At 65.4% G+C, this 18,269-nt stretch carries 12 protein-coding genes; 5 read left to right on the top strand and 7 right to left on the bottom strand.

Annotation, left to right across the window (positions count from 1 at the left end):
- Positions 1-20: 20 nt before the first annotated feature.
- Positions 21-1,646, bottom strand: coding sequence for an MFS transporter (locus N2603_RS03835; RefSeq protein ID WP_018643431.1), 1,626 nt, complete (start codon positions 1,644-1,646; stop codon positions 21-23).
- 342 nt (positions 1,647-1,988) lie between these two features.
- Here N2603_RS03835 and N2603_RS03840 point away from each other — a divergent pair, with 342 nt between their 5' ends.
- The gene (locus tag N2603_RS03840; RefSeq protein WP_018643430.1) at positions 1,989-2,660 is read left to right on the top strand and encodes a response regulator; all 672 of its coding nucleotides are present in this window, start codon (positions 1,989-1,991) and stop codon (positions 2,658-2,660) included.
- Between the two features lie 88 nt (positions 2,661-2,748).
- Here the strand turns inward: N2603_RS03840 and N2603_RS03845 are convergent, their stop codons facing one another.
- Positions 2,749-5,604, bottom strand: coding sequence for an ATP-binding protein (locus tag N2603_RS03845; RefSeq protein ID WP_260387748.1), 2,856 nt, complete (start codon positions 5,602-5,604; stop codon positions 2,749-2,751).
- 196 nt (positions 5,605-5,800) lie between these two features.
- Between N2603_RS03845 and N2603_RS03850 the strand changes: the two genes are divergently transcribed.
- From N2603_RS03850 to N2603_RS03860, 3 genes are all read left to right on the top strand, one after another.
- A complete protein-coding gene (locus N2603_RS03850; protein ID WP_260387749.1) occupies positions 5,801-6,220 on the top strand; it encodes an organic hydroperoxide resistance protein in 420 nt (139 codons plus the stop codon).
- A gap of 36 nt (positions 6,221-6,256) precedes the next feature.
- Positions 6,257-7,285 (top strand): alpha/beta fold hydrolase, encoded by a 1,029-nt coding sequence (locus tag N2603_RS03855; RefSeq protein WP_260387750.1) that lies wholly within the window; start codon positions 6,257-6,259, stop codon positions 7,283-7,285.
- Positions 7,286-7,357: 72 nt separating this feature from the next.
- Positions 7,358-7,921, top strand: coding sequence for a cytochrome P460 family protein (locus tag N2603_RS03860; RefSeq protein ID WP_260387751.1), 564 nt, complete (start codon positions 7,358-7,360; stop codon positions 7,919-7,921).
- Between the two features lie 24 nt (positions 7,922-7,945).
- Here the strand turns inward: N2603_RS03860 and N2603_RS03865 are convergent, their stop codons facing one another.
- Together N2603_RS03865 and hemA are read right to left on the bottom strand one after the other, a co-directional pair.
- Positions 7,946-11,455 carry a PAS domain-containing hybrid sensor histidine kinase/response regulator gene (locus N2603_RS03865; RefSeq protein WP_260387752.1) on the bottom strand — a complete coding sequence of 1,170 codons (3,510 nt, stop codon included), beginning with the start codon at positions 11,453-11,455 and terminating at the stop codon, positions 7,946-7,948.
- Positions 11,456-11,748: 293 nt separating this feature from the next.
- Entirely contained in the window at positions 11,749-12,978 is a 1,230-nt protein-coding gene (gene hemA / locus N2603_RS03870) for a 5-aminolevulinate synthase (protein WP_130365820.1), read from the bottom strand.
- Positions 12,979-13,320: 342 nt separating this feature from the next.
- Here hemA and aroQ point away from each other — a divergent pair, with 342 nt between their 5' ends.
- The gene (aroQ, locus tag N2603_RS03875) at positions 13,321-13,752 is read left to right on the top strand and encodes a type II 3-dehydroquinate dehydratase (RefSeq protein WP_063686565.1); all 432 of its coding nucleotides are present in this window, start codon (positions 13,321-13,323) and stop codon (positions 13,750-13,752) included.
- 44 nt (positions 13,753-13,796) lie between these two features.
- On the opposite strand, the gene N2603_RS03880 is transcribed toward aroQ, so the two are convergent.
- The 3 genes from N2603_RS03880 to N2603_RS03890 form a co-directional block, all read right to left on the bottom strand.
- Positions 13,797-14,858: an MBL fold metallo-hydrolase gene (locus tag N2603_RS03880; RefSeq protein ID WP_018643423.1), complete on the bottom strand. Its 1,062-nt coding sequence runs from the start codon at positions 14,856-14,858 to the stop codon at positions 13,797-13,799.
- Positions 14,859-15,044: 186 nt separating this feature from the next.
- Positions 15,045-17,201 (bottom strand): methyl-accepting chemotaxis protein, encoded by a 2,157-nt coding sequence (locus N2603_RS03885; protein ID WP_260387753.1) that lies wholly within the window; start codon positions 17,199-17,201, stop codon positions 15,045-15,047.
- Between the two features lie 163 nt (positions 17,202-17,364).
- The gene (locus N2603_RS03890) at positions 17,365-18,090 is read right to left on the bottom strand and encodes an outer membrane protein (protein ID WP_260387754.1); all 726 of its coding nucleotides are present in this window, start codon (positions 18,088-18,090) and stop codon (positions 17,365-17,367) included.
- Positions 18,091-18,269: the final 179 nt, after the last annotated feature.

Genomic DNA, 18,269 nt, shown 5'->3' on the forward strand with positions numbered 1-18,269 from the left:
TTTGGGTTCGCTGCTTCCGATCAGGTCGCCTTGATGTCGACGTCCTTGGTCTCGGGCAGGAACAGGAAGCCGATCACAACGGTGATGGCCGCGAACGTGACCGGGTACCAAAGGCCCGCATAGATATCGCCCGTCGAAGCCACGATGGCGAAGGCGGTCGCCGGCAGCAGGCCGCCGAACCAGCCGTTGCCGATGTGGTAGGGCAGCGACATCGAGGTGTAACGGATGCGGGTCGGGAACAGTTCGACCAGCATCGCGGCGATCGGGCCGTAGACCATGGTGACGAAAATCACCAGGATGAACAGCAGCCCGATGGTCGCGGCCACCTGCGGACGGAAGACGTCAAACGGATGGGCCATCTTCACGATGCCCGCATCGCCGGTCTTGGGATAGCCCGCAGCCTGCACCGCGGCGAGGACGGCCGGGTTGCTCTCCTTGGCGTTCGCGTACGGAACTTCCTTGCCGTTGACGACCACCTTCACGCCGGAGCCGGCCGCGCCTGGCGTGGTCGAGTACTTGACCGACGACTGCGACAGGTAGGCGCGCGCGGTGTCGCAAGGCGCGGTGAAGACGCGGGTGCCAACCGGGTTGAACAGGTCGCCGCAGCCTGCGGGATCCGCCACCACGTCGACCTTGACCGACTCAATCGCCTTTTCCAGCGCCGGGTTGGCGTTGGTGGTGATCATCTTGAAGATCGGGAAGAAGGTCAGCGCCGCGATCAGGCAGCCGCCGAGGATGATCGGCTTGCGGCCGATCTTGTCGGACAGCACGCCGAACACGATGAAGAAGCCGGTGCCGAGCAGCAGCGACCAGGCGATCAGCAGGTTGGCGGTGTAGCCGTCGACCTTCAGGATCGATTGCAGGAAGAACAGCGCGTAGAACTGGCCGGTGTACCAGACCACGCCCTGGCCCATCACGCCGCCGAGCAGCGCGAGCAGCACGAGCTTGCCGTTCTGCCAGTTGCCGAAGGCTTCCGTCAGCGGCGCCTTCGAGCTCTTTCCCTCGTCCTTCATCTTCTGGAAGATCGGCGATTCATTGAGGCGAAGCCGGATCCAGACCGAGATGCCGAGCAGCAGCACCGAGACCAGGAACGGGATGCGCCAGCCCCACTTCGCGAAATCGGCTTCACCGGTCGCGGTGCGGGTGAACAGGATCACCAGCAGCGACAGGAACAGACCGAGCGTCGCCGTGGTCTGGATGAAGGAGGTGTAGTAGCCGCGCTTGCCGTTCGGCGCGTGCTCCGCGACATAGGTCGCCGCACCGCCATACTCGCCGCCGAGGGCAAGGCCCTGCGCAAGGCGCAGCGCGATCAGGATGATCGGGGCCGCGATGCCGATGGTGGCCGCATTGGGCAGCAGGCCGACGATAAAGGTCGACAGGCCCATGATCAGGATGGTGACGAGGAAGGTGTATTTGCGGCCGACGATGTCGCCGATACGGCCGAACACGATCGCGCCGAACGGACGCACCAGGAAGCCGGCGGCGAATGCCAGCAGCGCGAAGATGTCGCGGGTGGCCGGCGGATAGTCCGAGAAGAACTGCACGCCGATGATCGAGGCGAGCGAACCGTAGAGGTAAAAATCGTACCACTCGAACACGGTACCGAGTGAGGAGGCGAGAATGACGAACCGTTCGTCCTTCGTCATCCCTCCTGCGCCAGCCTGAGACACAGCCATTGTCGACATATTGAGTCGCTCCCCGAAATGCGTTTCCTCGCGCCCCGGGCGTCCGGACATGCCGGATCGACCCAGGTCTTGCCCGCAAGGTAACATCGGCGTGAAACCCGCCCCAATACGACTTTCGGCCTTGCGCACTGACGCGCACCTGACTGCCCGGTATCGGGCGCCGGTGCGTACCGCGAAGGCTTGCGGATTAACCCCTTTGCAGCAAAGGGATAATGTGCACTTGCATGCCACGGCCGGGCAGGGAAGAATTGACCTGCCGCGGCAGCGACTCGCCGGCCGGTTGCGAACGACAGCAAGAGAACGATGAACGCTCCCTCGACCCATCTCGTCATTGCCGATGATCACCCCCTGTTCCGTGATGCGCTCCGGCAGGCTGTGGCGAGCGTCCTGACCTCGGCCAGGATCGACGAGGCCGGATCGTTCGAGGATCTGACCAAGCTCCTGGAACAGACCTCCGACGTCGACCTGATCCTGCTCGACCTCTCGATGCCCGGGATCTCAGGCTTCTCCGGTCTGATTTATCTGCGCGCGCAATATCCGGCCGTCCCGGTGGTGATCGTCTCGGCCTCTGACGACAGCGCCACGATCCGCCGCTCGCTCGATTTCGGCGCCTCCGGGTTCATCCCCAAGCGGTTCGGCGTCGAGACGCTGCGCGACGCCATTCTCAAGGTGATGGAAGGCGACGTCTGGGTTCCCGCCGACACCGACCTGTCCGCCGCCGCCGATCCTGACATGACGCGCCTGCGCGACCGCCTGGTGACGCTGACCCCGCAGCAGGTCCGGGTCCTGATGATGCTGTCCGAGGGCCTCCTCAACAAGCAGATCGCCTACGAGCTCGGCGTCTCCGAAGCCACCATCAAGGCGCATGTCTCGGCGATCCTGCAAAAGCTCGGTGTCGAGAGCCGCACCCAGGCCGTGATCGCCGCCGCGAAGATCGCCGGCGGCCAGTGGAAGCAGGGCACGCCGACGGGGTGAGCGTTGCGGCACTATCAAATCCGTCATCCTGAAGCGCCGGAGCGTAGCGGAGGCCTCGAAGGATGACGGAGCTTGATACGGTACGCCTCTATGATGTCTGCAGCAGGCTGTTGGCCGCCGTGATATCCGCGGTCTCCGAGCCCTCGGCGAAGCCTTCGAGCGCCGATTGAAGCAATAGCCTTGCTTCCTCGCGTCGGTCGCGTTCGACAAGGAATTCGGCAAGATCGATTGCCGCGCGCAGTTCCCAGGCTTTCGCGCCCTTGCTGCGGCTGAGCTGCAGCGATTGCATGAGGCAGGCCTCTGCGTCCTCGATCTGCGGCTCTGGCAGGTGCAAGCGGACCTTGGCCTTCATCCGCAGCAGCTCGGGCATGTAGAGATGGTCGCCGGCTTGCTCGACGAGCCGGATCGCATCGTCGATCACGCGCGCGCTTTGCTCGGCCTGACCGAGTGCCAACAAGCCTTGCACCAGCGCGATGTTGAACGTCGTGGTGAGCAGCTCGTAACCGGCATCGTGGAGCTCGCGCAGGCAGGCGCTTATCGTCTCGACGCCGCTGGCGGCGTCGCCGCGCCGGATCGCCAGCTCGCCTTTGACGCCGCGACCGACCGCGAGATAAGGCCCCATCGAGCGCGCCTCGGCATGCGCGATGAAGCGGTCGATGTTCTCGTCGGCATCGTCGAGCTCTCCGCTCCAGAGATCGATCGAGACCGCCCAGATCAGCGCGATGCAAAGCGTGATCGGATGGTCCATCTGCGCGGCCTCGGTGACCGTCTGCCGCGCCAACATCCGCGCATCCGCGGGCCGGCCCTGCAACCACAGCTCCCGTGCCAGCGAGATGCCGGCGCGGTTGCGGTGATCGAAGCCGTGGACCGTGCTGATCCGCTCCGTGCCCGGCCCCTGCCAGGCAGCCTGCAGCATCTTCAGCGCATCGCGATGCTCGCCGGCCAGATGCAAGGAGACACCGAGGAGTGAATGGGCGAGGGCGATGGATGCGGCATCGCCCAGCGTCTCGGCGACGGTGAGGCTCTGCCGCGCATAACCAAGCGCGGCGTCGAACTGTCCCATCCGCTCGTGGAAGATATGCATCCGGCCGAGCAGCTGAAGCTGGTTCGGCGCGTCGCCGCGCGCCCGTGCGATCGCAAGGCTTCTGCGCAGCGCGGTCAGCGCCGCCTCGCTGCCGCCGCGCGTGAACATCAAGGTCAGGCCGAGGGCGGCCTGGATGTGCATTTCCTCGGCGCTGCCACGCGAGGTCGGATCGATCGCCAGCAGCGCCCGTTCCGACCAGCGCCGGCATTCGATCAGCAGTGACATCGCGAGGAAGATCGGAGCTGCAGCGGCAGCCAGCGCTATACCGATGTTCGCATCGCCGTTCGCGCCAAAACACCAGCTCAGAGCGGCGCGCACATTGTGAAGCGCGGAGAAATGGATGGCCCGTTCGTCGGCGCTCGGCACCGTCGCCCATGTCGTGCCGGCCTGCTCCAGCCATCGCCGGTAGTAGATCGCGTGGCGCGCCGATAGTGCCGCGTCATCAGGCTCGACCTCGAACAGATAGGCGCGCGTCGTGTCGAGCAGACGGTAACGCATCATGGCGCCGATCGGTCGCGGTGCGACCATCGACTTGGCGACGAGGCTGTCGATGGCATCGAACAGTCGGGCGCGGTCGACGTGCGCGGCCGGCACGACCTCGAGCGCGGCGTCGAGGGTGAAATGGCCGGCGAAGACCGCGAGCCTGCGCAGTACGAGGCGCTCGGTGTCGGACAGCAGCCCGTAGCTCCAGTCCAGCGTCGCCTGCAAGGTCTTCTGCCGTGGCGGCGCGGTGCGCTGACCCTGCCAGAGCAGATTGAGGCGCTCGTCGAGCAGCGCCGCCGTCTGCTCCAGGCCGTAGGCCTCGACCCGTCCTGCAGCGAGCTCGATCGCCAGGGCCATGCCGTCGAGCTTGCGGCAGATGCCGGCGACGATCGCGGCATTGCCGTCGTCGAGCGCGATCTGCGCGCCGCCGGCGGTGGCCCGTTCGAGGAAAAGCTGAAGCGCCGGATAGGTCTGCGCGGCCGCCGCAGTCAGTCCGGCACTGTCCGGCGGAACGGCGAGCGGCGCCAATCGATAGACCTGCTCGCCCTCGACACGCAGGGCTTCACGGCTGGTTGCGAGGATATGGATATGCGGCGCGGCGTGGAAGATCTCCGCCGCGAGTGGCGCCGCCGTGGCAATGACGTGCTCGCAATTGTCCAGGATCAGCAGCATCCGTTTGTCGCGCAGATGCGCGAGCAGCGCGGGCAGGGGATCATCCGTCTCGGCCGGCAGGCCCAGCATCAGCAGGATCGACGTGATCACGAGATCGGGATCGCTCAGAGCAGCAAGATCGACGAAGTGTGCGGCGTCGGAGAAATTTTCGAGCAGGTCGTGAGCGATCGCCACGGCAACGGCCGTCTTGCCGACGCCGCCCGGGCCGGCGATCGTGACGAAGCGAGCGGTGATGAGCTTGTCCGAGATGGCGGCGACGGCGTCGTCGCGTCCGACCATGCGTTGCAGCCGGTTCGGCAGCTTCACCGGCGGCAGCTCCATCCGCGGTGCGGGGCGTGGCTTCGCCGCAATCTCCGTTTGCGAGATCGGCGTCTGCGAGATCGGCGCCACGAAGCAATAGCCGCGGCCCGAGAGCGTGGTGATGTAGCGGGCGCCGTCCTTGCCGTCGCCGAGGGCCTTGCGAAGCGCCGCGATGTGAAAGCGTAGGTTCGCCTCCTCGACGGCCATGCCGGGCCAGACCCGCGCCATCAGGTCCCACTTGCTGATGGCCTCGTTCGGCCGCGACATCAGTGCGATCAGCGTATCGAAGCTCTTGGCACCCATCTGCAGCGCGACGCCGTCGCGCATCACGAGCCTCTCATGTGGCCTCACGGTGAATGGCCCGAACGACAGTGTTGTTGCCGCGGGCGCGGCCGGATCAGTCATCGCGAAATCTTGCTCATTTGGTGAACCGGATAACCAGCGGGCGCCGATCCCGCAAGACCGGCCTTGCATCGGCATAAGACCGCGTTTGCAGGCCTCCTGATCGGGTTCCCTGCCGGCCTCACAACTTCTCACAAGTCCCAACGGGTGTCCTGCCGAGGCGGCTGATAGTCAGTTGCGCGACGGCAAGGAGACTTTCATGACGCAAGCGGCAAAGCTGCTCTACACGGCCAGGACCCGCACCAGCGGCGGGCGGCAGGACGGCATGTCCCGCAGTTCCGATGGCCGCCTGGATGTCAAATTGTCACCGCCGGGCAACGCCGGCATCGGCACCAATCCCGAGCAATTGTTCGCGGCCGGCTGGTCGGCATGCTTCGAAGGCGCGATGGAGATCGCCGCGCGCAAGCGAAAAATCGTGCTTCCGAGAAAAAGCGCGATCGATGCGGAAATCGATCTTCTTCTCGATGAGGGCACTTACGCCCTGCGGGCGCGCCTCAATGTCAGCTTGCCGGGCCTCGATCGCGAGGTTGCGCGCGACATCGTCGATGAGGCGCACGAGACCTGCCCTTACTCCAAGGCCGTCCGCGGCAACATCGACGTCGCGGTCGCACTGATCTGACGCACCATCACCAATCATCAACGAGGTAGCAACATCATGAAGCAGCTCATCGACCAGCACCGCCGCAAGTTTCTTGGCGTCGCCGCGGGAAGCGTCGCCGTCGGTCTCGGCGTTCTCGACCTTGCCCGCGCCGAAACGGAAGCGCCGCGCGTCGCCGCATCGAATGCGTCCTTCGGCCCGATCAAGCAGATCGAGGCCGGTGTCCTCAATGTCGGCTATGCCGAGGCAGGTCCATCGAACGGTCCGGTGGCGATCCTGCTGCACGGCTGGCCCTACGACATCCACGCCTTCGTCGATGTCGCGCCGATCCTGGCGAAGGCCGGCTATCGCGTGATCATCCCGTATTTGCGCGGCTACGGCACGACGCAGTTCCTCTCCAGCGAAGCGCCGCGCAATGGCGAGCCGGCCGCGATGGCCGCCGACATCATCGCGCTGATGGACAAGCTCGACATCAAGAAGGCGGTCGTTGCCGGCTTCGACTGGGGCGCGCGCACCGCCGACATCATCGCCGCACTGTGGCCGGATCGCTGCCGCGCGCTGGTGTCCGTCAGCGGCTATCTGATCTCCAGCCAGGCCGCCGGCGCCGCCCCCTTGCCGCCATCGGCCGAGCTGCAATGGTGGTACCAGTTCTATTTCGCGACCGAGCGCGGCCGCGCCGGCTACGAGAAGTACACGCACGATTTCGCAAAGCTGATCTGGAAGCTGGCCTCGCCGCAATGGAAGTTCGACGACGCCACCTTCAATCGCAGCGCGGCGGCGCTGGACAACAAGGATCATGTCGCGATCACGATCCACAATTACCGCTGGCGGCTTGGGCTTGCCCAGGGCGAGGCGAAGTATGAGGAGCTCGAAAAGAAGCTCGCGGCAGCTCCCGTCATCGCCGTGCCGACGATCACGATGGAAGGCGACGCCAACGGCGCGCCGCATCCTGATCCGAGCGCCTATGCCAAGAAATTCTCCGGCCGGTACGACTTTCGCCTGATCACCGGCGGCATCGGTCACAATCTTCCGCAGGAGGCACCGCAGGCCTTTGCCAAGGCCGTCATCGACGCCGACGGCGCCTGAGGACACATTCGATGCCTCGGTCCAGCGCGGCTGGACCGAGGACGTGCCGCGGTCCCCACTTGAAGAAACATCATGACGTCTAATGAACCTGAAACGAAAAAGCGCTCCTTCACTACGGTGATTACGCTTGCGGCGCTCCTTCTCGTCGTTCTCCTGACTTGCCTGCCCTATCTGGTCTCGATCGCTGTTGCCGAAGGCCCCGCGCAGAGCAATGCGGCGGACGCCTCGCCGATTTTCGGCGTCACGATACCGGCCGGTTACAAGCAGTGGGAGCTGATTGCGCCGGCCGAGGAGGCGGCGCCGCTCGACGAGCTTCGCGCCGTTGTCGGCAACCAGACCGCCATCGAGGCCTATCAGGCCGGAAAGCTTCCGTTCCCGGACGGCACGATTCTGGTCAAGCGCGCCTGGAAGCGGAAACAGTCACCGGAATTCGCATCCGCGACGATTCCCGGCGCCGCCACTACGGTGCAGGTGATGGTGAAGGATTCCCAGAAATATGCCTCGACGGGCGGCTGGGGTTTCGGCCGCTTCATCGACGGCAAACCCGTCGATGAAGCGCAGCATCGCACCTGCTGGGGCTGTCACGAAGCCCGCGCCAAGAGCCGCGACTACGTCTTCACGCGGCTCGCGCCTTGAGACGCGAAGGCACGCAGCATCGCCTTACTCCGCCGCCACCATCTGCTGCGTGCGCCACTGGCCGAGCAGGGCGCGGAGCGAGGCCGGCTTCACCGGCTTGTTGAGCACCGCGATCTTTTCCTCGCGCGCGGCCTGTTGCACGGCGGGGCTGCGGTCGGCGGTGATCAGGATCGCTGGGATGGCGTCGCCGAAGCGGCGGCGGATGTCGCGGATCGCGGCGATGCCGTTGCCGCGGTCGAGGTGATAGTCGACGAGCAGGCCGGTGACGCGCTTGCCGGCAGCCTCGATCGCGGCGATCGCGGCCTCGGGATCGGCGACCGCGATCACCTCGGCGTCCCATGCCTTCAGCAACGTGCGCATGCCGTCGAGGATCGCGGCATCGTTCTCGATGCAGACGATCAGCGCGCCTGCGATCGGCGTGCGCGCCAGCGGCGTGGCGCTGGTGACGGCGGCGGTGAGGGTGATCGCCTTCGCGGTCGGCACCGTTACCGAGAAGACCGAGCCGCCGCCGACATTGGAGTCGATGGCGATGCTGTGGTTGAGCACGCGCGCCAGCCGTTCGACGATCGACAGCCCGAGGCCGAGGCCACGCGCGATTCGAGCGCCTTGCTCCAGGCGGTGGAATTCCTTGAAGATCTCGCCGCGCTTGACCGGCGGGATGCCGACGCCGGTGTCGTAGACGCAGATCTTGAGCGAGGCGCCCTGGCGGCGGCAGCCGACCAGCACGCGGCCGCGCGGGGTGTATTTGATCGCGTTGGAAATCAGGTTCTGGAGCAGGCGCCGCAGCAAGAGCCGATCCGACTGCACCGGCAGCGAGCAGGGCACGAAGGCGAGGTCGAGGCCCTTGGCGCGCGCGATCGGCGCGAACTCGATCTCCAGCGAGCGCATCAGATCGGCCATCTTGAAGCTCGAGATCGAGGTCGCCATCGCGCCGGCATCCAGCCGGGAGATGTCGAGCAGCGCGCCGAGGATCTCCTCGATGGCCTGGAGCGACTCGTCGATGTTCTCGACCAGCCGCGTCTCTTCGCCGCTGTGCTGTCGCTCGACCAGGCTGGTGACATAGAGCCGGGCCGCGTTCAGCGGCTGCAGAATGTCGTGGCTCGCGGCGGCGAGGAAGCGCGTCTTGGAGATGCTGGCATCTTCCGCCGTGCTCTTGGCCAGCGCGAGTTCCGAGTTCAGCCGGGTCAGCTCCTCGGTGCGGTCGCGTACGCGCTTTTCCAACGTCGCATTGGCGCGCTCCAGCGCTTCCGCCGCCTCGAAGGTCGGCGTGACGTCGGTGAAGGTGATGACGAAGCCGCCGCCGGGCATGCGGTTTGTGAGCACCTCGATCACCATGTGGCGTTCCGGCAGGCGCTCGAGATAGGGCTCGCTGTCGGTGGTGTAGGCCACGAGCCGCTGCTCGATCATCGCCTCCCGGTCGGCCTCATTGTCCGGATCGCTCACGCCCATGAATTCCAGGATTTCCCGCAAGGGCGTGCCGAACTGGATGAAATGCGGAGGAACATTGAGGAGATCGCCGAACTGCCGGTTGGAGCAGATCAGCTGCAGGTCGGCGTCGAACACCGCGATGCCCTGCCGGACATGATTGAGTGCGGTCTGGAGGATCTCGCGGTTGAAATGCAGCGCCGCGTGGGAATCGTCGAGCAGTTTTAGCGCGGCTTTAGCGGAGACGGTGCGCTTGCGCAGCAGCAGCGACATCACGAGGCGCGAGGAGGCCGCGCCGATCGACGAGGCAATCAGGTGCTCGGCGTGCTGCAACAGCTCGAAATCGGCGGGTGCCCCGGGCTCGAGCCGCACATTGCGCCGCGCAGAGAAGGCTTCGAAGGAATGCCGGGCGCGGTCGGGCCCGAGATACTGCGCCACCGTGGTCTGGATGTCCTGCACCGTGACGGTGGTGCGCCAGCGGCGGAAATTCGGGGCGATCGGGGCGAGCGTGTTGGGCACGAACAGATCGGCCTGCACCAGCTCTATGGAGGACGGCCGCCGCGCCAGCGAGAGCAGCACATAGGTGAGGATGTTGAGCGACAGCGACCAGATCACGCCGTGCATCAGCGGCGGCAGGTCGGCGCCGAACAGCGCCTGCGGCCGCAGCGCCTCGATTCCTAACGGACCATGCTGGAGCAGCAGGATGCCCGTCGTCGAGGAATCCATGAAGCTCGGTATGAACAGCGTGTAGAGCCATACCGCAAAGCCCACCAGCATGCCGCCGATCGCGCCACGTGCGGTCGCGCGCCGCCACAACAGCCCGCCGAAGAAGCTCGGCGCGAGCTGGGCGATGGCGGCAAAGGAGAGCAGGCCGATCGCGACGAGCTGGGTGTTGCCGAGCGCGCGATAGTAGAAATAGGCCATCACCATGATGGCGAAGATCGCGAGCCGGCGCGAGCGCAGCAGGAAGTCGCTGAAATCGGCGCCGCCGGTGCGTCCCTCCGGCCGCCGCTGCAGCACGAGGGGCACCACGAGGTCGTTCGAGACCATGATCGAGAGCGCGACGCATTCGACGATCACCATCGCGGTCGCCGCCGACAGGCCGCCCACGAAGATCGCGACGCTGAGCAGATCCGCGCCCCCTTCCATCGGCAGCGCCAGCACGTACATGTCAGGGTCGGCCGCGCCGAACGGGAAGGTGACGAGGCCGGCGAGCGCGATCGGGATCACGAACAGATTGATGGCGACGAGGTAGAGCGGGAACAGCCAGCGTGCACGGCCGACCTCGGCATCGCTGGAATTCTCCACCACGCTGACGTGGAACTGGCGCGGCAACAGCATGACCGCGCACAGCGACAGCAGCGTCATGGTCAGGAAGTTGCCGATCGACGGCGAATAGTTGATCGTGCGCACCGCCTCCGGCGTCTTCATCGCGCGCTCGATGAGTTCGTGCGGCGAGAACATCCAGAAGGTGACGAAGATGCCGGCGGCGAGGAAGGCGACCAGCTTGACGATGGATTCGGTCGCCACCGCCAGCATCAATCCGTGCTGGTGCTCGGTCGCATCGGTCTGCCGGGTGCCGAACAGCACGGCGAAAGCCGCCATCGCCAGCGTCACCATCAGCGCCATGTCGCCGAGGATCGGGATATGGGAGAAGGCCTGGTCCTCGCTCAGGATCGTCTCCAGCGAGGAGGCGACGGCCTTGAGCTGGAGCGCGATGTAGGGCACCGAGCCGATGATCGCGATCAGCGCCACGGTCGCCGCCACCGCCTGGCTCTTGCCGTAGCGCGCGCCGATGAAGTCGGCGATCGAGGTAATGTTGTGGGCTTTCGCAAGCTGGATCACGCGGCGCAGCACACCGGTGCCGATGCCGATCATCAGGATCGGGCCGACATAGATCGCGAGAAAGTCGGTCGAGGTGCGGGTGGCGAAGCCGACCGAGCCGAAGAAGGTCCAGGAGGTGCAGTAGATCGCCAGCGACAGCGGATAGATCAGCCCGGACGCGCGGCCGGCCTTGGCCTGCGAGCGGCGGTCGCCATGGCTCGCCACCAGGAACAGGAAGCCGATATAGCCGAAGGCGGCGGCGATCACGCCCCAGTCGTGCAGCATGGCGAGCGCGCTTCTCCCTGGGCGCCAACGCGCCCGGTTCTCATTTTCCCTGTAAATCTAGCGCGTTGCAGGGGCGCAAGCGACAGCGAAATGCCGTGCGGGGCGAGGAACTGGGGTTGTCGTTAAGGTGACTGGCAGTCCGTCAGCCCCAGCGTCGTCCTGGCCTAGTGCGCAATTGCGCACGGGAGCCAGGACCCATAACCACAGGACGCGGTAGTGGGCACGCTAGTAGCCCCAACCTGCTGCAACAACCCGCAGTCGGGTAATGGGTCCTGGCTTTCGCCAGGACGACGTTACTCCGCCGCCAGCGACTTCTGCTTGAGCGGCAGCCCCAGGCGATCCCACACCTGCAACAGCGCTTCGGCGAGCTGATCGATCAGGCCGTCGTCATGATAGGGCGAGGGCGTGATGCGCAGGCGCTCGGTGCCCTTGGGCACGGTCGGGTAGTTGATCGGCTGGATGTAGATGCCGTGCTCTTCGAGCAGGAGGTCGGAGGCCTGCTTGCACTTCTCGGGATCGCCGACGAACAGCGGCACGATGTGGGTGTCGGTCGACATCACCGGCAGGCCGGCGGCGCTGAGGATCGCCTTGACGCGGGCAGCGCGGTCCTGGTGGCGCTCGCGCTCCCAGTTCGAGGTCTTCAGATGCTTGATCGCGGCGGTCGCGGCCGAGCAGATCGCCGGCGGCAGCGCGGTGGTGAAGATGAAGCCCGGCGCATAGGAGCGCACGGCGTCGATGATCTGGCCGTTGGCGGCGATGTAGCCGCCGAGGCAGCCGAAGGCCTTGGCCAGCGTGCCTTCGAGGATGTCGATTCGATGCATGACGCCGTCACGCTCGGCGATGCCGCCGCCGCGCGGGCCGTACATGCCGACCGCGTGAACCTCGTCGACATAGGTCATCGCGCCGTATTTCTCGGCGAGATCGCAGATCTTGGCGAGGGGCGCGACGTCGCCGTCCATGGAATAGAGGCTCTCGCAGGCGATCAGCTTCGGCCGGTTCGGGCCCGCAGCCTTCAACTGCGCTTCGAGATCGGCGAGGTCGTTGTGGCGGAATACGACCCGCTCGCAGCCGGACTGGCGGATGCCCTCGATCATCGAATTGTGGTTGAGCTCGTCCGACAGGATCAGGCAGTTCGGAATGAGCTTTGCGATGGTCGCGATGCCGGTCTGGTTCGAGACATAGCCCGAGGTGAACAGCAGCGCGGCTTCCTTGCCGTGGAGATCGGCGAGCTCGGCCTCGAGCTGCACCAGGGGATGATGCGTGCCGGCGATGTTGCGGGTGCCGCCGGCGCCGGTGCCGACCCGGGTTGCGGTCTCGACCATGGCGCCGACCACTTTCGGATGCTGGCCCATGCCGAGGTAATCGTTGGAGCACCAGATCACGACGTCGCGCTTGCCCTTCGGAGAATGCCAGACCGCGTGCGGGAACCGGCCGGCCGTGCGCTCGAGATCGGCGAACACGCGGTAGCGCCGCTCGGAATGGAGGCGATCGAGGGCGGAATTGAAGAACTGGCTGTAATCCATCGGCAAAACCTAAGACGGAACTGACCAAAAGGGCCGCATCTTCTTAGAGCTTTTCCAGCTCCAATGTCTATGCGCTATCCCACATCTGGCCCTGGAGGGCATTTGGGCAAAATGCCCTATCGTGCGATTTGAAACTTGATCCCGATCAAGTTCGCGCGAGACGTAATGTTGCTTTGCAGCATCAGCCGGGATGCGGGTCTGGCCAGCCCTGGTCTTTCTTCGCGGCCCGGCACACGCTTTCCTTGACCGCGGCCGCCGGCTCTACCCAATCCGATTCCCGCAGCGCATGCGCCATTGGCCCGGAGGGCATGCTCAAACCAGGCCTTCGAAAGGACCTTTTCCATGAAGCGCGTGATGATCCTCAACGGTCCCAACCTCAACATGCTCGGCATCCGCGAGCCGCACATCTACGGCACGACGACGCTCGCGGAGGTCAATGCGAGCTGCGAAGAGGCTGCCGGAAAGCTCGGGCTCAAGCTCGCCTTCCACCAGTCCAACCATGAAGGCGTGCTGGTCGATCTGATCCAGTCGGCGCGGCAGGATGCCGATGCCATCGTCATCAATCCGGCTGGCCTGTCCTTCACCTCGGTCTCGATCATGGACGCGATCAAGACGTTCGAGGGGCCGGTGCTGGAGGTGCATATCTCCAACATCCACGCCCGCGACGAATATCATCGCCACTCGAAGATCTCGTTCGTGGCAACGGGCGTGATCTGCGGGCTGGGGCCGTTCGGCTACATCGCGGCGCTGCACGCGATCGCGAATATGAAGTGAGATCTACTCCCTCTCCCCGCAGGCGGGGCGAGGTGAAGCACCACTCACGTCGTCCGGAACTGCAGCACGCCGTCCTTCGTCTCGCCCGTCAGCCGGCCCTCGACGATCATGTAGTTGACGTGGGCGACCAGCTCGCCGGCGGCAAAGCCCATCTGGTGTTCGTCCAGCACGTGCTTGTTGAACACCACGGGCACCAGCTCTCGCGAGGTCTTCGGCTGCTCGCGGCAGGCGTCCGCGATCAGGCGGCAGCGCTCCTCGTGGTGGTCGGCGAGCTGCTTGATGCGGGTCTTGAGGCCGTAGAACGGCACGCCATGGCCGGGCAGCACCAGCAAGTCATAAGGCAGGGTGGTGGTGAGGCTTGCGAGCGATGCGAGGTATTCGCCGAGCGAGTTCTGGTCGGGCTCGACCGCCCACACGCTGACATTCGGCGAGATCTTGCTCAGCACCTGGTCGGCGGAGAGGAACAGCTTGTCGTCGGCGCAATAGAGCATCACCTGGTCGAGCGCGTGCCCACCGCCGGTGATCACCTTGAAGCGCCGCGCGCCGATCACGACCTCGTCGCCATGCGAGATGCGGCGGTAGGATGGCGGCAGCACCGAGACACGCTTGAGATAGTCCTGGCCGCGGCCGAGCAGCTTTTCGGTGAGCGACTCGTCCATGCCGTGGCGGCGGAAGAACAGCCGCTGTGCCTCCTTCCGCTCCTCGGTGCCGCGGTTCTGGTGATAGACTGATTGCAGATATTCGACCTGCGACATCACCAGCGGGCAGTTGAAGCGCTCCACGATCCAGCCGGCGAGCCCGACATGATCGGGATGCGAATGGGTGACTATCAGGCGCGTGATGTTGACGCCCTTCAGCGGGCCGTCGAACAGTTTCGTCCAGGCCTCGATCGTCTCCTCGTTGCCGAAGCCGGCATCGACCATCGCATAGCCGTCGCCGTCGGCGAGCAGATAGATGTTCACGTGATTGAGGCGGAACGGCAGTTTCAGCCGCGCCCACAGCACGCCGGGCCTGATCTCCACGACCTCTTCGGGGCCGGGATGCTGGTCCCAGGGATAGCGCAGGGCCTCGGCCGAGGACTGCACGGTGTCAGGTTTTGCGTTCATGCTACCGGCTTAAACCCACCGCGGGCGGGGCGCCAGCCGAAAAAGGACGGGCCGTGGTCTCCGCATGGCGGTCATACCGGCCTGATTTTTCCGTAGCCCGGATGGAGCGCAGCGCAATCCGGGATTTTCTCTCGTGAGGGACTATCCCCGGATTACGCTGCGCTCCATCCGGGCTACGGGCGATCATCAGGCCGCCCGCATGTTGTTGAGGAACGCGTCGATCTCTCCGCGCAGCAAGTCGGCCTCGCGGCGGAGCGCGTCGGAGGCGCCCAGCACGTCGTTTGCCGCCGCGCCGGCCTCCGCGGAGGCCGTAGAGACGCCGACGATGTTGCTGGAGACCTCGCTGGTGCCGCCCGCCGCGTGCTGGATGTTGCGGGCGATCTCGCGGGTCGCCGCGCCCTGTTCCTCCACCGCGGCTGCGATCGTGGTGGTGACATCGTTGATCTCGCCGATGATCCGGCCGATGCCCTGGATCGCGCCGACCGCAGAGGTCGTCACCTGCTGCATGCTGGCGATCTGGGTGCGGATCTCTTCGGTCGCCTTGGCGGTCTGGCTGGCGAGGCTCTTCACCTCGGATGCGACGACCGCGAAGCCGCGGCCGGCCTCGCCGGCGCGGGCCGCCTCGATGGTGGCGTTCAGCGCGAGCAGGTTGGTCTGCGAAGCGATGGTCTGGATCAGGTCGACGACGACGCTGATGCGGCTCGCGCTGTCGGCGAGGCTCTGCACCGTGGTGTCGGTGGCGCCGGCCTCGTCGACCGCCTTCTTGGCGATCGCGGCCGAGGTGACGACCTGCTTGCTGATCTCCTCGATCGAGGACGAGAGCTGCTCGGTTCCCGACGATACCGTCTGCACGTTGACCGAGGTCTCCTCCGCGGCGGAAGCGACCGCGTTCACCAGCGCGTTGGATTGGTCGGCGGTGGTCGACATGCTCTGCGCGGTCGACTGCATCGAATTGGCCGATTGCGCCAGATTGTCGAGCGCGGTGCGCACCGTGCCCTCGAACTCGGCGATCCTGGCTTCCATGCGCGCGGCACGCTCGGCCTTGGCGGCGCGGTCCTTGTCCTGCTCGCTGGTGAGCGCGCGGGCCTCGACCATGCTGTCGCGGAACACGGTCAGCGTGTCGGTCATCGCGCCGATCTCGTCATTGTGCTTCGAGCGCGCGATCTCGGTGTCGAGGTCGCCGGCCGAGAGTTGCTGCATGGCGCGCTGGAGGCCGGTGATCCGGCGCAGGATGTTGCGGCCGACATAGAGCCAGACGAACAGGGCCGAGCCGACCAGCATCAACGCGCCCAGCGCCAGCATGACCGAGGTCGCGAGCGAAATCTCCTGCCGCGCCTGGAAGGTCGAGGCGTTGGTCTCCTTCTGCACGCCGTCGACGAGCTGCTGCACGCTGATGCCGAGGCCGACATTGAGCTTGCGCGTCTCGTCCAGGATGGTCTGGCCGTAGTCGATGGAGTCGAGCTCCTTCTCACGCAGATTGAACACGCCGGTCTTGCCGGTGCCGAGCGCGAGCAGCTTTTCCGCCGTCGCGCGCAGCATCTTGTTGCCCTCATTGTCCGGCAACAGATCGAGGTTGGACCGCAGGCGTCCTTGTGCGGTCTTGAACTCCTTCTGGATGTCGTCGAGCTTGTCGCTCGTGTTGGCCGACAGCGCCGCGCTCATGTCGGCGGCTGCAAGATTACCGCTGGCAACGACGTTGCCGAGCTGGCCGACGGTCTGCGCCGCTTCGGTGGCGTCTTCGGCCGATAGGTTGGCCGAGCCGAGAATGGCGTTGACCCGGGTCTGCGCATCGAGCATCGCGGGGCTGGCCGCGCCGACGAATGCGCCCTGCGCGTTGCGCAGCGCGTCATATTGCTTGTCATGGAGGGCCGCGACGTCCAGCCGCTCGCGGGCGGCCTTGGCCAGGCTCTGGGCCGCCTCGTTGATGCTCTTCATGGTCTCGCTGAGTCCGGAGACGACGGACTTGTCACCGCCGAGCTCGATGATCTCGTTGAGTTTCTGCTGCGTCTGCTCCTGCAACTCCCTGAGCTTCTTGGTGCGCTCGTTCAGGGCTTCCTCGCTCTGAGCCGCAAGCAGGGCCGGTCCCTGTGCCGCAAGACTCGCGCTCAGGGCCGACAATTGCAGGCTGGCGGCAAGGCGCGGAATGTCCCGCCCGCTCAGTTCTGTCATGCGTCCGCCGAGATTCTGCAGCGCGAGGCCCGCGCCGGCTGCGATCACGAGGCCCATGCCCGCGATCACCGCGAAGGCCGTGAACAGGCTCCCGCGCACGCCCCATTGCGGCTTCTTCTTGAAACGAGGCTTGAATCGATCAAGCAAACGGCCAGCGCCCAGACGGATCGCCATCGAAATTCCCCCACGCTCTTGCTTCTGTTTTGTGGCGGGCAGTATCGGCAGGGCCGGTTAAAAAATCGCAATCGGTGCAATTGCTTGCTTGGTTCCGCACAGCGAAAAAAGAAGGGCCGGCGAGATCGCCGGCCCTTCGTCGAGATAAGATCTTGCTAACCGATCAGTAGCGCGCGACGGCGGGGCTTGACCAGTTGAAGCGGTAGTTGAGGCCGGCCTTGACCGTGTGGTCGTCGGTGGTGAAGCTGCCGGTGCCCGCCAGCGGACCGCCGGTGAAGCTCGCGTCGCCGAAATTATAGTACTGGTACTCGGCCTTGGCCGACCAGTTCGGGGCGAACATATATTCGAGACCGGCGCCGACGGTGTAGCCGTTGCGGTGATCGCCGGTGATGACGAAAGCGGTCGGCACGCCGCCGACGGTCACCTTCTCGTTGTTGTCGGAATAGGCGTAGCCGCCCTTCACATAGACGAGGCCCGGGCCCCAGGTATAGCCGACGCGGCCGGTGATCGAGCCGAGGCCGCGCTGGTCGTTGGTATAGGCGATGCCGCCCGGGAACACCGCGCCGACGCTGCCGGACAGCCAGGAATACTGGCCTTCGACGCCGACCACGAAGTTCGGGTTGAATTGCCAGTCCGCACCGACCTGCACGCCGCCGAGGAAACGGCCGTTGCCGTTGTTGCCGGTGGAGAGGCCGTTGAAATTGTTGTCACTGGAGAAGGCGCCGCCGAGATGGCCGCCGATGTAGAAACCGGTCCAGTTGTAGATCGGCGCGACGTAGGCCGGCGCCGGCGTCTTGTAGTAGTTGCGGTTACCGAGATCGGCGCCGATCGCCGGCGCGGCAGCGCCCACCACCAGCAGCGCCACGGTCGCAAACAGAATCTTCTTCATAGTCTTGAACTCCAACACTGATAACCCCGGCTGGCGCGATTTCCGCGCCGTCGTTGGTTTTGCAGATAGCTCGCTTTTGATGAAAATGCTGTCACAACCGTGGCACAGCGGCAGCCAACCTAACTTGTTGGGCTGCAATTGATTTTCGTGCTTAATGGCAGCTTAAGAAATTCTGAAGG

Source organism: Bradyrhizobium huanghuaihaiense (assembly GCF_025200885.1).
Classification (GTDB): Bacteria; Pseudomonadota; Alphaproteobacteria; order Rhizobiales; family Xanthobacteraceae; genus Bradyrhizobium; species Bradyrhizobium huanghuaihaiense.